This window comes from Nocardia gamkensis NBRC 108242, from assembly GCF_001612985.1.
In the GTDB taxonomy this organism is placed as follows: Bacteria; Actinomycetota; Actinomycetes; order Mycobacteriales; family Mycobacteriaceae; genus Nocardia; species Nocardia gamkensis.
On the sequence record NZ_BDBM01000087.1, the window covers coordinates 1 to 16,555 of the forward strand.

Below are 16,555 nucleotides of genomic sequence, written 5' to 3' on the forward strand. Positions count from 1 at the left end.
CCGACTTTGCCTGAATCGGTTTTCGGTTGCCGGACAGGGCTTGATACTGTGCGCTGATACCGGGGATGACACGCCTACGGTGACGATCGATATCGAGGCGGGTTCAGCATGTTCGAGAAGCTGATGGGGGCCGGATCGCGATCACAGCGAGGCATCGCGGTCATAGGGGCCGTAGTCGCCGTGTGTTGCTCGTGTGGCGGTACGACCGGGCCGCAGGATCCGTCCGGATACTCGGCACTACCCACGTCGTGCGCTGAGATCGGCACCGCGGCGGGCGATGCGCTGCACCAATTCGCGGGCGCTCTGCCGATGGTGGATGCGCAGCCTGTCACCACGTCCAAGCTCGACAACGCGGCCGGGCAGGCGCTCACCTGCACGGTCACCTACGAGGATCCGATTCCCCACCCCGACAAGGTGTCCACGCCCGAGCCTCTTTCGCGCACAGCGAGGATCGATCTCTGGGTGTGGACGAACCCAGCTGTGGTTGGGCAGACCACGACGTCCACCCAGGCCGAACCCACCTCGGCAAGTGGAGCCCCGACACCCGTACGCGGCATCGGCGATCAGGCCGACATCGTGACTCTACCCGTGGGGAAGAACCAGGTTGCGGTGACGGTGCGGACCAGGCTCGGGAACCTCGCCGTCAGCGTCCACACCCGAGGCCTGAACTGGTCCGGGTCAAGTGGTACGCCGCCCACCGGCGACTCACCGGGATTGCGTAACGACCTCGCCTCCGGCGCCGAATCCATGGCGGCCGCACTCATCCACAATCTTTCGGCGAGCCTGCCGCGCAAGACGTTCCGGCCCGAGTCCGCGACCACCTCCGCTTCCGCCGTGACCACGGCCCCGGACCCCACGACACCCACTGCGCCCCGCCCGGTCTGGGATCCGTGTACGATCCCCGGCGCCGACGTCACAGCAGCGGGTCTGAATCCACAGTCCAAGAAGACGGACATCCCGTACCCGGAGGCGAAACAGTGCCGGTGGACCGGCCCATCGTACGATGTGGCCGTATTCACGCGGGACAGTCGGTTCACAGACTGGGCCTACGAGGTTTTCACCCAACACCGGCCGGTCATAGTGGGCGATCGGCGTGCCCTGCTCGCCGTGCCCCGCGACGTACCCGGTGCGTCCTGCACCCTCCTGCTCGACATCCCCCAGGGCACACAGGATGGCATCAAGACCGGCGTCGTCGAGGTGCAGGCATCGACCGAAACCTCGGGCAACCTAGACACCCTGTGCACCGAACTCACCCGCCTGGCAGTCCCTCTGACCCAGCACTTCCCCGCCGGCCGTTGACCCGTACACCGCACTGCGCGCGGGTCCAGCGGCCGAACATCGGCAATTAGCTGTGACAGAACAGGCCGTCGCAGAACTCACAACATGCTCTTCCTCTGCGCCACCCGATGACCCGAAAACACCGCCACCCACTACTGCAAGACATCCCGATTCATGGACGTCATGTTGGGGTACGGCCCAACACCACACCCGGAGACGTCGCGGAGAGCGTCAGAGTGAGGTGCTGTCCGCGTCAGTCTGACGCTGTCCGGCTGGGCTCCTAATCTTCTGATCCGTAGTTGGGGTGCCGGTAAGGATCGTGCCACCAGGTACAAACGAGCGATTTCGGCGTGGCGGCTGGGCTGAGGATGTAGCTTCCGCGCGTAGTTCGTGAGGCGGCGAAGAGCACGTAGGACACCAGGAACGTGGCGACTCTGGCGGCGACCACGAGCAGTGGACCGCGCTTCCCGAGGCGATCGGAGACCTTCCCTGCGGGAAGGCCACGACGGTCGCGGCGATGTTGTAGGCGGTGTAGAGGCGCGGCGCGATTTGCGTGGCCGTCTGGAGCCCGTGGCGGGACCACCAAAGGATGGGAACGGGGCTGACCAGGAACTTTTCATCGGCACATTGACGGTCGAGGAGACTTTCGAGCTTCTGGGCTCGGCTGGGAGATCCTCATGAACGCCAACGCGCAGACAGTTGCTCGGTTTGTCACGGTCACGATGGGGCTGGTCACGGGCTCACATTCCTCCTTGGCTTCGACAACGTTTTGAACCTGGCGTTGAAGCTGCAGGTACCCGTGTTCGCAGCGCCGCCGGTGGCGGCGGACCGAGCTGACCCATAACCTCACGCTCGAGTTCGTCGCCGACCTGCAGCTATACGGCCCCTTAGTCGGGAGCGACGTCGATCCACAGGATGGTTCGGTCGGCGTCGGCCGGATGGCGGGCGCCCGGGTGCGAGCCCGGGCGCCCGTGGCGAGTTCGGTCAGCTTTCGGTGGGTTCGAGCAGGATCAGCGGCACCTCACGGTTACCGGCCTCGACGGCCCGGGCGCGAAAGTCGGCGAAAAACGGGTAGAGCTCGTCGGTGTAGGCCAGCCAGTTCTCCCGCTCCGCACCTTCGGCCACCCGGGCGGTCATCAGCCGGCGATCGGGACCGTCCTGCAGTTGCACCGTCGGGTGCGCCACGAGGTTGTGGAACCAGCTCGGATTGCGAGCCTGGCCGCCGGCCGCCGCGCCGATGGCGTAGACGCCGTCACGCTCGATGCGCATCAGGGCGACCTTGCGCAGCTTGCCCGAACGGGCGCCGCGCATGGTCACCACGACCACCGGGCCACCCTCCGTCGTCGCGCCTTCGCGGCCGTCGGTGCGCTCGTAGAGCTCGACCTGAGCGCGGGTCATCGCGTCGGCACTGGGGACGTACTCACCGTCGAGCAGATCCGTTGTCATGTCAGGGAATTCCTTTCATTGGGGGTGGCGTTTCACGCGCGGCCGTGGATGTCGCAGCCAGAACCGGCGGCACGCTGGAGCCGAACACGTTCACCGGCTTCAGCCGGTTACCTGGATCACGGTCTTCCCGATGGTCCGGCCGCTCTCGGCGAGGGCGTGCGCCGTCTTCATGCTCTCGGCGGTCAGGCCCTCGAGCGTGGTGGTGACGATCGGGCGCAGCCGGCCCGCCACGACGTCGTCCGCCGCCCGGGCGAGGATCCGGCCCTGGCTGCCGACATCACCGCTGGCCACGATCTTGCTGAACACCATCTCGCTGTGCAGCGACAGCGACTTGCCCGTGAACGCCCGCGGGTCGAAGGGGCCGGTGAGGTCGATGGAGGCCAGGTGACCGAAGGGGCGCAGCACCTCGACGATCGCCTTCAGGTGGCCGCTGGTGCCCGAGGTCGAGAACACCAGGTCGACGTGGTCGATCCCCGCTGTGTGGAGCTGTCCGGCCAGGTCGCCGCGGTGGTCGACGACCAGGTCGGCGCCCATTGCCGTTGCCCACTTCCGCGACTCGGGCCGCGAGGCCGTGCTGATCACGAATGCCGGCGTCGTGGCCTTGAGCAGTTGCGTGGCCATCGACCCGACGCCGCCGGCTCCGCCGAGGACGAGCACGCGGCCGACACCGGGCAGCAGCGCATCCTGGTCGCGAAACAGCGATTCCCAGGCCGTGAGGACACCGATGGGCAGCGATGCGGCGTCGGCGAACGCGAGCCGGTCCGGGACCTTGGCAACCACCCGGTGGTCGACCGCGACGCGCTCGGCCCAGCTGCCGTCGCGGGTGAAGTCGCCGGTGCCCATCACCCGGTCCCCGACCGCGAACCCGGTGGCCGCGGGCCCGGCCGCGGCGATGACCCCAGCGAACTCCCAGCCGAGGATGACCCGCCCGCCGGGCTCGGCGCTGCGCGTCTGCCGGATCGCGGCTTCACCCGGGTTGATGCCGATCGCACGGACTTCGATCAGCAGGTCACCGTCGCGTAGCCGAGGTTCGGCGACCTCGGCCAGGGTGATGGCGAACGCATCCAGCGCGTGCGCTTTCTCGTAGGCGAGTGCCTTCATGGCTTCAGTCCTGCCTCAGGGCGTGCAGTGCCGAGAGCGGGCCGCCGATCTGCATCAGGCGGCCGCCATCGCGCAACGACCCGGCGTCGACCGGCGCGAATCCGATGCCGTCGGCGACGGTGTGGAAATCCGCCTTGGCGGCCTCGTCGTCACCGGCGTAGAACAGCAGCTGCCGCCCTTCCGTGTGCCGGGGATCGGCGGCGATGTACTGGGCGTAGAGGGTGTTGAACGCCTTGACCACGCGCGCGCCCGGTGCGCGCTCCGCGACGAACTCGCTCGCCGTCTCGACCTCGAGGTCGGCGAAGGCGTTGGTGGTGTCGACCAGGATGCGGCCGTCCCACTCGGGCAGCCCGGCCAGCGCGTCACCGACCTGCGGCCACATCACGGTGAGGAAGACCATGTCGGCGGCAGCCGCTTCGTCGGCCGTGCCCGCGCTCGCGAGCGGCCCCAGCCGGGTCACGACGTCGAGCAGCGTGTCAGGGCCGCGGCTGTTGCTGAGCGTCACCTTGTGGCCGGCCGTCACGAGGTGGCCGGCGACGGCCTGCGCGACCGTCCCGGCGCCGATGGTTCCGAAGTTCATGACCGTCCCTTCAGTCTTCGATGACGTCCGCCATCATAATTTATGATTATAGACATCATCATTAACTGTCAAGCCCGGACTCCTTCGTGTACTCCCGTTTTGATGATGAGTATCATCGGGAGAGACGAGCTGGCCGGGAAGGTGGTCGACGTGCCCCGCATCACGCAAGAGCAGAAGCGGCTCAACCACGAGAAGATCGTCAACGCGGCCGGTGCGGGATTCCGGCTGCGCGGCATCGACGGCATCGGCATCGAGGAGCTGATGAAGTCGGCAGGCATGACTCACGGCGGGTTTTACAACCACTTCGCCTCGAAGGACGACCTCGCTCTCGAAGTCCTCCACCAAGGCTTCACCGACTCGCTCGAGGCGCTCGACGCCATCCGCGAAGCGCATCCCCGCTCGGCGCGCGCGGCCCTGCACGACATGGTCGACGGGTACGTCAACGCCGAGCACCGCGACCACCCCGAGATCGGCTGCGCCTCGGCCGCCCTCGTCTCCGACGCCAGCCGCCACGGAGCCGCCGCCCAGGCCGAATACCGGCGCGGGCTTGACGGCTACTTCGTCACCATCACCGACATGCTGCTCGAACACGCACGCCAATCCGGCACCGAACTAACTCCCGCCGAAGCCCGCGAGCGCGCGGTGGCGCTGTTCAGCCAGATGGTCGGGGCGCTGGTCCTCTCCCGGGCGATCGCGGACGCTGCCCCGGACCTGTCAGACGAGGTGCTGACGGTCAATCGGCGGCGGCTCAAGAAGCTGTGACCACCGTCGTTCCGGCCACCCCGACGGAGCGAGTCCGGCGTCGAGCAGCCCCGCATGGCGCCGTCGGCGTGTCAACAGTCATGACAGATGTTGCCTGGACAACTACCGCGACCGTGGAATCGGGGTTCCGGTAGTAATCGCGCGAAAAACAACGACAATGGCTCGACCAGCGGCTATGCCGCTGAATTGACTGTGGCCAGAACCACAGTGCAGTTGCGCCGCAATGCGTTTGGTCTCGACCGGGATCAGTAGCCGGTCGGGGGTCTCTCCCAGTGGGCTGGCTTGTCGACTCAGGGCGTCCTGGCGCGGACTCGACGCCCGGGAAATCCGTAGGTGTCTTCACATGACCGTTTGCCGACAGGTATCGCGAGTGAAGGCGTCGCAGTCTTCGCATTGCGCGTCAGTGTCGAAGTTCCGGCTTCGGGTCAGGCCAGCGGGCCGGGAGTGTATCTGGCGAGCATCGTCTGGACGGCCTCTTCGACGGCGTTGTGGATGTCGGAGGTTGCGGGGTTCCAGCCGGTCAGCAGCATGCGGGGCCACAGGACGTAGTTGGCTATCATGCCGAGGAACTGGTTTGCGGCGCTCTCGGCGTCGGGCACGTCAGCGTTTCCCGCCTCATGCTCGGATTCCAAGTAGTGCTGGACGGAGGCGAAGTAGGGCAGTTTGCCGAGCTGAAACTGCATCCGTCCCAGTTCGGGGAAACGAGGCAGTTCGGCGATGACGATCCGGAACAGGCGTGTCATGCGGGGCTGGCCGATCAGGTCGGCGTAGCGGTGGCCGATGGCTGTCAGCCCGGAGCGCAGATCTCCCGCCTGTGGCCGCGCGGTGGTATCGCCGGCGTCGCGCTGCCAGGACTCGGTGACGATGGCCTCGAAGAGGGCCGCCTTGGTGGGGAACTGCTTGAACAGGGTGGACTTCGAGACCCCGGCCGCTTCGGCGATCCGTGCGAGGGAGGTGCCGTCGTAGCCGCGGTCCAAGAACAGTTCTGTGGCCGCGGAGGTGATCGCCTCGCGCTTCTGCTGGGCGAGCCTGCGGTGATGCGCGGTGAGTTCTGCTGCCATGCGGAGAGTATGCCGTAGTCCCGAGGCGAGTCACTTGACTCGCCTCGGGAAGCTACTTAGGCTGCACCAGCAAGGCGAGTCGTGTGACTCGCATCTGATCTGTGGCACGCGGGCGCATCCTGGTTGTCACGTGGAAGGAAGTTCATGACGATCGACAAGATCGCTGTGGTGACCGGTGCGAATCGTGGCCTCGGGCGCAGCGCGGCCATCGCCCTGGCCACACGCGGGGTGCGGGTCGTGGTCACCCACCGCGGCGATGCGGCCGGGGCCGAGAAGACGGCGGAACAGGTGCGGGCCGTGGGTGGGACGGCCGCTGTTCTCCGGCTCGACATCAGCGACGTCTCCTCCTTCGCGTCCTTCACCTCCGAAGTCCGCGCGCAGCTGGAGTGCTGGGGTACTTCGCGGCTCGACGTGCTGATCAACAACGCGGGAGTGGGAGTCTTCGGGCCGCTGGAGGCTGTCACGATCGACGACTTCGACACGGTGATGGGCACCAACGTCCGGGGCACGTTCTTCCTCATCCAGTCGCTCGTGCCGCTGCTGGCCCAGGGCGGCCAGGTCATCAACGTCTCGACGTCACTGACCCGCCACACCAGCCCCGCCACCTCCGTCTACTCTGCCTCGAAGGCCGCCGTCGAAGCTCTGAGCCGCACCCTCGCCGCAGAACTCGGACCTCGCGGCATCCGGGTCAACTCCATCGCCCCGGGGCCGACCGCCACCGACTTCAACGGCGGAGCGATGCGGGACGACGCCGGAATGCGTCAGGTTCTGGCCGGACAGACCGCTCTCGGTCGCGTCGGCGAACCTGATGAGATCGGCGCCGCCATCGCCACGCTGGCCTCCGAGGGCCTGCGCTGGGTCACCGCCCAGCGCATCGAGGTCTCCGGCGGCGCGTTCCTGTGACGCCGGGCGACCACCGGTGGGAAAGCAGGCAGTGATGGCCCCCGACTCACTTCGAGCCGACCGGTTCGTCCTCATCCTCGTCCAGCTCTGGCGCGTCAGGGTCCCGCAGCACCCGCCTGGCACTCGGCACCCGGCTATCCGCCGAGTGCCAGACGGCTGGTCATGTTGAGCTTCACCTCGCCGTAGGGCAGCACATGCGACCAGAACAGCGGGGTCAGCCCGCGCTCGTCCTCGGCGCCCAGCTCGATCGGGTTGTCGGGGTCGTCGAGGATGTCCTGGATCATCAGCACGTTCACGTAGACGAGTGCGGCCTGGCAGATCCGCAGGCACAGCACGCTCATTTCCTGCTCGTCGCGGCGGTTCGAGGCAATTTCGGAGTTCTTGCCGTAGAAGATGATCGAGTTCGCGCCGTTCCAGGCTTCGACCACGTTCAGGCCACTGTTGATCTCCCGTTGAAGCTCCCGGGAGCGCAGGTAGCGGGCTAGAAACACGGTCTTTTGTGCACGGCCAAGTTCGATCATCGCCTGGTAGGTCGGGTGCGTGGAGTTGGCCTTCATGAACCGACGCAGGATCGCCTCGGTGGAGGCGGTGCCGGTACGGATCGCGGTCGCGTACTTCACCATCTGGTCGTACTGCTCGGCGATCTTCGTCCAGTTGATCGGCCGGGTCATCGCCGGTTTCAGTCCGGGCCGCAGGTCCGGTTCCCCAACAGCGGGCCGGTACAGCTTCACCTTGTTGATCCGCTTGATCCTGGGCAGCAGGTCGAAGCCCAGCAGTTTCATGATCCCGAACCCGATCTCGGACTGGCCGTGGGTATCGACGTACGAGGATTCCACGGCCATCTCGGTGCCGTCGTGGATCGCGCCGTCGACCATCGCGTGGACCTCGCTGGCCGAGCAGTTGAGCAGCTGGGAATGCACAACCCGCCGGTTTCTACGCCTCGATCGCACTCAGCTGCGGGGTGGACTCGGCCGCGACACCATTGCCAGAGAGTTCCGGCAGGTACTTGTAGATCGTGGAGCGGGATACTCCCAGCAGCCGGGCGACCGAGGAGACGGTCTCCTCCGGACGGGTGAGGATGGCGCGTGCCTGGCGGATCTGTTCGGCGGTCATGGCCGGTGGCCGGCCGAGGCGTTGTCCGCGGGCACGGGCGGCGTCCAGGCCCTCGTGGGTGCCTTGGATGATCAGCTCGCGGATGAATTCCGCCAGGGCGGCGAAGACGTGGAAGACCAGGCGCCCGCCGGGGGTGGTGGTGTCGAGGGCTTCGTGCAGCGACCGGAACCCGATGCCGCGCTGGCGCAGTCCGGCGACGATCGAGATCAGGTCTTGCAGGGAGCGGCCGAGCCGGTCCCGCGACGGCACGACGAGGGTGTCGCCGGGGCGCATGTACTCCAGGCACTTCCACAGTTGCTCGCGTTCGGCGTCCTTGCCGGACTTCTTGTCGGTGTAGATCTTCTGGCACCCGGCCGCGGTGAGCGCGTGGATCTGGCGGTCCAGGTTCTGGTCCTTGGTGGAGACGCGGCCGTAGCCGATGAGCGCGCCCCCGCCGCCGATCGGATCGAGGGCGTTGCCGTCGAGGGTGAGCGGGGCGGGGATGTCCAGATCGCGTGTCGGCGTGGCCATACCTCGGACTGTACGAGAAAGGGCCGACAAGAATTGTTGGACACCAATAGTTCTCAACACGTTTTATCGACACATGCCAAGTTCGGTCGACCTGGGCTTGTGACTCGCGGCGGAAAGTGGCGGTGTTTTCGCGGTGTCGGGTGGCGCGGGTTTCGGGCCGTTCAGGTGGTGGTGCCGATGACGAGGGTGCTGCGGGCGGTTTCGACGACGTCGGCGGTGATGGTGTGGAGTTCGTTGATTCGCATGATGCGCTGGATCTGGGCGAACAACCGTTGCAGGAGGCGGAAGTTGCCGCCGGTGATGCGGGCGACCGCGGCGACGGCTTGGGCGTCGGTGCAGTCGTCGGCGTCCAGGTCGAGGCCGAGTTTGTGCCAGTGTCGCGAGAGCACGAAGGTGAGTTCCTCGCCGGTCAGGGGCCGGTAGTGGTGGGCGAAGCCGACGCGGCTGTAGAGCTGTGGGTAGCGGGCGAAGGTCTTCTCGATGCCGGGCATCCCGATGAACAGCAGGCCGTGGTCGCCGCGGTCGTATTGGTCGCGTAGGTGCTCGATGGCGGTGCCGGGCAGCCGTTCGGCCTCGTCGATGATCACCAGTTCGACGTAATCGATCGACTCGTGCACGCGGCGGTCGGGGCGGACGTGGTCGCCGATACAGAAGTTGACCCGCATGGTCAGACGTTGGAGGTCATCGCGTAGCTGACGCAGGGGCGCGGCCACGGTGGGTGTGTAGAACACGGTGCGGCAGCGGGCCAGCGCGGCGTAGACATCGGCGTCGGAGTCCTCGCGGCGGCCCCAGGTGGTCAGCAGGTGCGCGGCCTTGTCCCAGCGTGAGTAGCGGGAGGCGGACAGTTTTTTGCCGATTCCTGCTGCGCCGTAGCAGATTCCGATGGTCCGGTCGCGTTTGACGGTGTCGGCGAACTCGACGAACCGGCGGTGTTCCTTGGTCGCGATGAACGGCCAGTTCCGTGGCGACGGCACTGTCATTCCTCCTGGTAGGGGATCCGGGAACATCGGCGAGAAAAGTCACGCTTAGGAGTTACCGCAGATAGTGACATACTATGTGCGGTAACTGCTGAGTCGTCCTGGCGTGATGAGCCATCCGCGCGTCGGCGACTCGGGAAACTATCTGCGGTATCGGATTCGGGAGGTGCGATGGGTCGGGTGCGGATGCTGCCGCGGCCGGTCACCGGCATGCGGCTGGCCGATGCGGTGCAGATCTATCTGGGCACCATCACCGTCGCGAACACCCGCGCGACCTACGCCGCCGCGCTGGAGCGCCTGGTCGCCGATTTCGGCACCGATACCGATGTGGCGCTGCTGGATTCGGAACCAGACCGGGTCAGCGGCTGGTTCACCTACGTCTGGGGCGCCAAGTCGGCCAAGACGTTCAATATCCGGCTGACCGCGCTGGGGTCGGCGTTCGCGTACTGGCGTGAACAGCAATGGCTGGTCGGCGATCCGCTGATCCGGGTGAGGGCCCGGCCCGCGCCACCCGATACGAGCAAGGCGTTGAGCCGGGACCGCGTCGCGCGGATCCTGGGGTCGGATGCGCCGCTGCGCGAACGGGTGCTCTGGCATCTACTCTACGAATCCTCCGCGCGCGCCGAGGAAGTGCTGAGGCTCGACGTCGCGGATCTCGACACCGCCAACCGGTGCGCGGTGGTGACCCGCAAAGGCGGTGCGCGGGAAGTCATCGCGTGGCAGACCGGCACCGCCCGGCTGCTACCCAGGATGCTGGCCGGCCGCAAGTCCGGGCCGCTGTTCCTGACCGACCGCAAGGCGCGACCCTCGGTGGCGGTCAACGACATCGACCCGACGACCGGGCGGGCGCGGTTGTCGTATCGGCGGGCGGCCGAGCTTTTCGAGGAGCACACCGCCGTCTTCGACGGCGGCCCCTACACGCTGCACCAGCTACGCCATTCCCGCCTGACTCACGCCGCGGAAGAGGGCGCGTCAACGCCGGTGCTGATGAAGCTGTCCGGGCACACCTCGGTGCGCAGCCTGGCGAAGTACGCGCGAGTTTCCGACGAGGGGCTGCTGCGCTTCCAGGCCGACAGCGACCCTGCGGATCGGCGGAGAGGATGACCGCGCAGGTTGGAATTCGTTGCCTTGCTGGTTGTTCAGTGAGTGAGGTCCAGAGTGTCGAATCGGTGGGCTGACCAGATTCGCCGCGAAGCGTCTTCAGGGTAGGGCTGGGTGATCGGTTCGGCGTCGTAGACGCGGGTGGTTCGTGTCTGCGGATCGTAGGGTGCCCAACCGGGTTTGCCGGTGGCGGCGAACCGCACCCAGTCGGCACGCATGCACTGGCCGACCTGGTTTATTTCGTTCGCGGCGTTCGGATGGGCGGCCCGGTGGGCGCGGACCTCGTCGGGGCCGAGGGTGCCGAACAGGAGCAGGAAGTCCAGGCAGTGCGAGGCGCCCTGTTCGGAATTGAAGCTCCAGGCCAGTTCGTAGAGCCACACGGGTCCGCCGCCGGCGTGGGCGGCGCCGGCCAGATGCAGGCTTGGCATCCGGAACAGCCAGTCGGTGCTGAGTACTTCGAGTCGCTGGCTGGGGGTGGCGTCCGGGTAGGCGGTGCGGTAGAGCCTGTCGCCGTCCGCGTTGGGGGCGAGGTGGTGGAATGCCGCGGTCATGTGCGCTGGGGTCGGTTCGCTGCCGGGCCGGGATGTGTAGAGCCGGAACTCGTCTCGGGTGTGGCCGATGAGCAGGTCCACCCCACGCGCGGCACCGTCGGCGACCATGCTCCACGGTGCGCTGGGCAGAACGTCGCCGTCGACGACGGGTGAGAACGGGGTGGGCGTGAACGTCATCGGACCCCAGATATCGACGAACTCGGGCATCTTCGCGATCACCGCGGTGGTCGCGTCGGTCAGGGCACGCGGTGGCAGCTGGCTGAAGTCAGAGACCGTGGCTTGGACGCCTGCCTCGGCGGCGATCGTCGCCGAGATCGCGGCGGCGAGTTGTGGGGTGAAGTAGGTGCCGGGCATGGATTGGCTGATCGCGCGCCGGAACAGTCCGGCCGCCCTCGGCATGACGAGCAGGGCGGCGATGGATGCCCCGCCGGCGGATTGGCCGAACACGGTGACGTTGGATGGGTCGCCGCCGAATGCGGCGATGTTGTCCTGGACCCAGCCCAATGCGGCGATCTGGTCGAGGATGCCGCGGTTGTCAGGAGCGCCGGTGATGTGGGCGAAGCCGTCGGCGCCGACGCGATAGTTCATGCTGACCACCACCACGCCCGCCCCGGCGAGTGTCGCGGCGTCCAGGTGCGGGTTGGCAGTGTTGTTCTCCAGATAGGTGCCGCCCTGGATCCACACCATCACCGGCAGCTTCGCAGCACCGAGGTCGGGTGACCAGACATTGAGGGTCAAGCAGTCCTCGGAGCCGTCGTCGGTGCTGCCGGACACCGACGACATCACCGAACCGGTGTTGCTGGGTTGGGGAACGGGTGGACCGAACCGGCGTGCGTCCCGGATGCCGTCCCACCGCTGTGCAGGAACTGGGGCGGCGAATCGTCGTACGCCGACCGGCGGTTCGGCGTAGCGGATGCCCCGGAACACCGCGACAGGGTCTTCCCATCTGCCGCGCACAACTCCGGTCGCGGTGCGGATTTCAGGTTCGATGTCCACACGATGCTCGCTTCTCTTGGTACCGGACGGGTTGTGATCAGCCGAAATCGCAGGCTACGGGAGGGAGGAGGAAGCCGACTTTCTCGCCGAACTCGGCGTCCCCCGAGAACGCTGGTCGCTCGGCCCGAGTCACAGCTACCCGGATCGACCGGCACGCGGAGAAGCAGGCAAGTTCCCGGTGTTGCTGAACTCTCCCGGTATGGGCGACGCGACCGGCTGGAGCACGGCCCAAGCCGAGGACCTCGCCAGTCACGGCTATGTCGTGGCCGCGATCAACCACACGCACGAGGCGTTCTCGGTCCACTTCCCCGACGGACGGATCGAACACACAGTGGTCCCGCTGGATTCCCCGCAGGAAGTTCTGCGCGATGTCCTGCTCCCGACACGGGTGGCTGACACCCGCTTCGTGCTCGATGAACTCTCCGCCGCTGCCTCCGGGCACGGATCTCGAGCCACCAGAGCCCTGCCCGCAGGCCTGGCTACGAGCCTGGACCTGACGAAGGTGGGAATGTTCGGGCATTCACTCGGCGGCTCGACCACGGTGCAAGCCCTGCACGACGATCCCAGGATCGGCGTCGGGATCAATCTGGACGGGCCGATCCTGGGATCGGTCGCCACCGAGGGAACCGACAAGCCGCTGCTCATGCTGGCCGGTGGCGCCTCGCCCTGGTACGGCAGCCCTGGCTGGGAGCCCTACTGGTCCAGCAATACCGGCATAAAGGTGCCCCTGCAGGTGTCGGGCACCGAGCACATGTCCTTCTGCGATCAGCAGACGATCTTGCCTCAGCTGACCGTCGCCGGACTGCTCCCGACAGAAACAACAACGAAAGCAGTCGGCAAGATCGACCCCCAGCGCTCGATCGACCTGCAACGAAGCTATCTACGTACCTTCTTCGACGCCGTCTTCGGCCGCAACAACACCGGCATCGTCGAGGCGATCACAGCCCTGGCTCAACCCGAAGTCCTCCCGCACCCGTAGATACGCCGCACTCCAGGTGTTCGGCGGGGGCAGACCCCGTGCTCGCTGCGTCGACTATCAGCGCGAAAACACCGCCACATATCGCCGCGAGTCACACGGATTCTATTCTCCATTTCTTGACACGTGTCCGCCTGATTTACAGGCTTCAACTTGACATTTCAAGTCGGGGAGAGGTCCGTTATGCGCGTTGGCTATATCAGGGTGAGCGCGGTCGATCAGAACACCGTCCGGCAGCTCGACGGGATCGAGGTCGAGCGCACCTTCACCGACAAGGCCTCCGGCAAGGACACCGCACGCCCGCAGCTGGACGAGCTGATCGCGTTCGTCCGCGACGGCGACACCGTGATCGTGCACTCCATGGATCGCCTGGCCCGCAATCTGGATGATCTGCGACGGCTGGTGCGCACTTTGGCCGGCAAGGGTGTGCGGGTGGAGTTCGTGAAGGAGTCGCTGACCTTCACCGGCGAGGACTCACCGATGGCGAACCTTCTGCTGAGCGTGATGGGTGCTTTCGCCGAGTTCGAACGCGCCCTGATCCTGGAGCGTCAGCGTGAGGGCATCGCCGCGGCGAAGGCCCGCAGCGCCTACACCGGCCACAAACCCGCCCTCACCGCCGAGCAGGCCGACCAGCTGCGCGCCCGCGCGGCCGCCGGAGTGTCGAAAGCGGCGCTGGCCAAGGAGTTCGGTATCAGCCGCGAAACCGTCTATGCGTACTTGCGGTCCGAGGCCGCTCCTGACTGACGTGAGAGACGCTGCTACCGGCGGGGTACCCGACCCGCCGCCCCTGGAACCGGCCGTAGGCGGGGCCCGCCGCCAATCTCTGGCCGGAGCGCGGGCGGCGGACCCCATTTTCGACAGACACGCAGAAGGCGCGCCTAGTGGGTAAGAGAGGGAAATCAGTCACCGCGTGCACTGGATGTGAACCTGTTCACGGCGAGCGGATTACTGCTGGTCAGGATGCGGAATATTGACCGCTCAAGTGCAGACTTGTGCTGGGTTCGCTCAACTTCTGGCCGGAGCGCGGGTGGGCCCGATGAGCCACTTTTCGACAGCGCACGCAGTAAGGAAGCCCCTCGTGAATCCTGACATGCTCGACCCCGGAGACGACTCCTTCCTCCGGATCGACCCCTCATTGTTTCGTGACCGCCGGCGCCAGCCGACGAGCGTGCCGCCCCCGCCGATCGGATCGAGGGCATCGCCGTCGAGGACGAGCGCGGGCGGGCGGGCGGGCGAGGGTGTCGGTCATACCCGGACTGTACGAGAAAGGTCCGACAAGACTTGTTGTACACCAAGGGTTTTCGACACGTTTGTTGGACACCTGCGGCGTGGAGGCGACCAGGCGTGTGAATCGCAGCGATGAGTGGCGGTGTTCTCGCGCTGCCAGGTGACGCGAGTGGCGAGGACCGCGTAGTCCGGGTGGGTATGGGTCAGGCGTGGATCTGGTCGTGGTTGCCGACGAAGGTGAGGTAGCGGGGAATGATCTGCTCGGGGTTGGCCCACAGCAGGTCGTGTCCGACTCCGGGGTAGATTTCGACCTCGGCCGACCGGATGTGTCGGCGGGCGTGGTCTGCCGTGTGTTCGAGGTCGTTCACTACCGTTTCGGCTCCGAAGAGCACGAGAGTCGGGACGGTGATGAGTGCCAGTTGCTCGTCGGTGAACGGGCGGTCCCATGGCATGCCGGGCCGGAATTTGGTCGTGGCGCGCGCCAGGGCGAATTCTTCGTCGTCGAGTTCGAAGCCGGGCATCAGCCAATTGTTGAACTTCCGCATCCGTTCGGGCGTCGGCCGCATCCCGGCCATCAAGAATTTGAACAGCAGGCTCGGGCGCGGTTTGGCGAAGGTCGACGCGCTGGGCTCGAGCATGGTCAGAGTTGCCAGTCGATCGCTGCGATGTACCGCGATGGCGCTCGCAAGCCATGCTCCGAGAGAGTTTCCGGCCAGATGGACACGATCGACGCCGAGTCCATCGAGCGTCTCGGCCATCCACGTCGCGATGTCTTCGGTATCGCGCAGGGGGGCGGTTTGTGTGCAATGTCCTGCCCAGCCGATGACGTCCGGTGTGTAGACGACGCGACCGCGGGACAGCTCCGCGATGAACCGCCACCACACCTGACCGTTTCCCCCGATACCCGGCAGTAGCACGATCGGCGCACCCGCACCGTTTCCCGATTTGCGCACTCGGGTCGTCCCGAACGATGTCTCGACGTCGATCTGAGTCGAAGGCACCGGCCACTTCACGGCGACCGCATCGTAGGCGCGCAGGAAGCTCGCTTTCGCTTCCTCGCTGGTGAATTTCCCGAGTTTCGGCATTGGACGCCCCTTTCATCCGCTTGATGGCATGAACATATCATCTAGATGATATGAACGTACCACTTATGCGGTATGGGCATACCATCTAGTGCTGAGAACGCCACAAGACGAGGAAGACGAGGTTCCCGTGCCACGATTGGTCGACCATGAAGTGCGGCGTCGCCAGATCACCGATGCCGTGCGCCGAGTCATCGTCACCGGCGGCCTGGAAGCGGTGACCTTCCAATCGGTCGCCGCCGAGGCCGGGATCTCGATACGGCTGGTGCAGTACTACTTCGGGACCAAGAACGAGTTCCTGCTGGCGACCCACCGATCGGTCATGCAAGACGCCGGAGCCCGATTCCACCAACGGTGGACCGCACTGGGGCCCGAGGCCACACCCCGAGAGGCGATTCACGCGGTCCTGACCGAACTGCTGCCCTTGGACGAGCAGCGCCGGGAAGAAGTCATCGTGCTCAACGTGTTCGCGACCGCGGCGATCGCCAGCCGAGGCATCACCGCCGAAGAAACCTTCGCCGCGCCCCACGCCCTCGTCTCGATCGTCACCGACCAACTCCGGCGCACCCGGAGCTCCGGCCGGTCGGGCACGAACGTCCCCGAACGCGACGCCGAACTCATCACCATGACGATCGGCGGACTGGCCCAGGCCATGCTCCAGAACTTCATCACCCCACAATCCGCGCTCGAACTCATCGACCATCTGCTCGATCGCGTGCTGGAGACAAACACCGCAGACACCGACTCGACCCGGTCGGCATCGAACTGAGCGCCACCGGACAGCAGTCCGATACCGCCTCATCGACCAAGGGCAACCGCGAGCTTGCTGCAAGCCAGCTTTGCGTCACTTATAGCTTTGTCTCACGAACGATGGCGCGCTCAAACAGTCAG

General features: G+C 66.3%; 16 protein-coding genes. 7 read left to right on the forward strand and 9 right to left on the reverse strand.

What is annotated here, in order from left to right; genetic code table 11:
- Positions 1-309 precede the first annotated feature (309 nt).
- A complete protein-coding gene (locus NG1_RS34200) occupies positions 310-1,299 on the forward strand; it encodes a DUF3558 family protein (protein ID WP_168434287.1) in 990 nt (329 codons plus the stop codon).
- A 963-nt stretch (positions 1,300-2,262) separates the two neighbouring features.
- Here NG1_RS34200 and NG1_RS34205 read toward each other — a convergent pair.
- The 3 genes from NG1_RS34205 to NG1_RS34215 all read right to left on the reverse strand — a co-directional run bounded on the left by NG1_RS34205 (position 2,263) and on the right by NG1_RS34215 (position 4,405).
- Positions 2,263-2,724: a nitroreductase/quinone reductase family protein gene (locus NG1_RS34205; RefSeq protein ID WP_062977929.1), complete on the reverse strand. Its 462-nt coding sequence runs from the start codon at positions 2,722-2,724 to the stop codon at positions 2,263-2,265.
- Positions 2,725-2,823: 99 nt separating this feature from the next.
- Positions 2,824-3,825, reverse strand: a complete 1,002-nt coding sequence (locus NG1_RS34210) for a zinc-binding alcohol dehydrogenase family protein (RefSeq protein ID WP_062977931.1) — start codon at positions 3,823-3,825, stop codon at positions 2,824-2,826.
- Positions 3,826-3,829: 4 nt separating this feature from the next.
- Positions 3,830-4,405, reverse strand: a complete 576-nt coding sequence (locus NG1_RS34215; RefSeq protein WP_062977933.1) for an NADPH-dependent F420 reductase — start codon at positions 4,403-4,405, stop codon at positions 3,830-3,832.
- 141 nt (positions 4,406-4,546) lie between these two features.
- Between NG1_RS34215 and NG1_RS34220 the strand changes: the two genes are divergently transcribed.
- On the forward strand, positions 4,547-5,167 hold the full coding sequence (locus NG1_RS34220; protein ID WP_062977953.1) for a TetR/AcrR family transcriptional regulator: 621 nt from the start codon (positions 4,547-4,549) through the stop codon (positions 5,165-5,167).
- Positions 5,168-5,592: 425 nt separating this feature from the next.
- Here the strand turns inward: NG1_RS34220 and NG1_RS34225 are convergent, their stop codons facing one another.
- Entirely contained in the window at positions 5,593-6,228 is a 636-nt protein-coding gene (locus NG1_RS34225; RefSeq protein WP_062977935.1) for a TetR/AcrR family transcriptional regulator, read from the reverse strand.
- A 144-nt stretch (positions 6,229-6,372) separates the two neighbouring features.
- On the opposite strand from NG1_RS34225, the gene NG1_RS34230 reads away from it, so the two are divergent.
- On the forward strand, positions 6,373-7,131 hold the full coding sequence (locus NG1_RS34230) for an SDR family NAD(P)-dependent oxidoreductase (protein ID WP_084499399.1): 759 nt from the start codon (positions 6,373-6,375) through the stop codon (positions 7,129-7,131).
- 134 nt (positions 7,132-7,265) lie between these two features.
- Here NG1_RS34230 and NG1_RS34235 read toward each other — a convergent pair whose 3' ends face one another.
- The 3 genes from NG1_RS34235 to NG1_RS34245 all read right to left on the reverse strand — a co-directional run bounded on the left by NG1_RS34235 (position 7,266) and on the right by NG1_RS34245 (position 9,728).
- Positions 7,266-8,051 (reverse strand): Tn3 family transposase, encoded by a 786-nt coding sequence (locus NG1_RS34235; RefSeq protein WP_062977937.1) that lies wholly within the window; start codon positions 8,049-8,051, stop codon positions 7,266-7,268.
- A 13-nt stretch (positions 8,052-8,064) separates the two neighbouring features.
- Positions 8,065-8,754, reverse strand: a complete 690-nt coding sequence (locus NG1_RS34240; RefSeq protein ID WP_062977939.1) for a recombinase family protein — start codon at positions 8,752-8,754, stop codon at positions 8,065-8,067.
- Between the two features lie 161 nt (positions 8,755-8,915).
- Complete coding sequence (locus NG1_RS34245) at positions 8,916-9,728, reverse strand: AAA family ATPase (protein WP_245660178.1); 813 nt, start codon at positions 9,726-9,728, stop codon at positions 8,916-8,918.
- 174 nt (positions 9,729-9,902) lie between these two features.
- On the opposite strand from NG1_RS34245, the gene NG1_RS34250 reads away from it, so the two are divergent.
- Positions 9,903-10,835: a tyrosine-type recombinase/integrase gene (locus NG1_RS34250; protein WP_062977943.1), complete on the forward strand. Its 933-nt coding sequence runs from the start codon at positions 9,903-9,905 to the stop codon at positions 10,833-10,835.
- A gap of 35 nt (positions 10,836-10,870) precedes the next feature.
- Here NG1_RS34250 and NG1_RS34255 read toward each other — a convergent pair whose 3' ends face one another.
- Complete coding sequence (locus tag NG1_RS34255; protein ID WP_218019028.1) at positions 10,871-12,379, reverse strand: carboxylesterase/lipase family protein; 1,509 nt, start codon at positions 12,377-12,379, stop codon at positions 10,871-10,873.
- Between the two features lie 178 nt (positions 12,380-12,557).
- On the opposite strand from NG1_RS34255, the gene NG1_RS34260 reads away from it, so the two are divergent.
- Positions 12,558-13,358, forward strand: coding sequence for an alpha/beta hydrolase (locus NG1_RS34260; RefSeq protein WP_062977945.1), 801 nt, complete (start codon positions 12,558-12,560; stop codon positions 13,356-13,358).
- 180 nt (positions 13,359-13,538) lie between these two features.
- On the forward strand, positions 13,539-14,099 hold the full coding sequence (locus NG1_RS34265) for a recombinase family protein (RefSeq protein ID WP_062977947.1): 561 nt from the start codon (positions 13,539-13,541) through the stop codon (positions 14,097-14,099).
- A 686-nt stretch (positions 14,100-14,785) separates the two neighbouring features.
- Here the strand turns inward: NG1_RS34265 and NG1_RS34270 are convergent.
- On the reverse strand, positions 14,786-15,667 hold the full coding sequence (locus tag NG1_RS34270; protein WP_062977949.1) for an alpha/beta fold hydrolase: 882 nt from the start codon (positions 15,665-15,667) through the stop codon (positions 14,786-14,788).
- A 127-nt stretch (positions 15,668-15,794) separates the two neighbouring features.
- Here NG1_RS34270 and NG1_RS34275 point away from each other — a divergent pair, with 127 nt between their 5' ends.
- A complete protein-coding gene (locus NG1_RS34275; RefSeq protein ID WP_062977951.1) occupies positions 15,795-16,433 on the forward strand; it encodes a TetR/AcrR family transcriptional regulator in 639 nt (212 codons plus the stop codon).
- Positions 16,434-16,555: the final 122 nt, after the last annotated feature.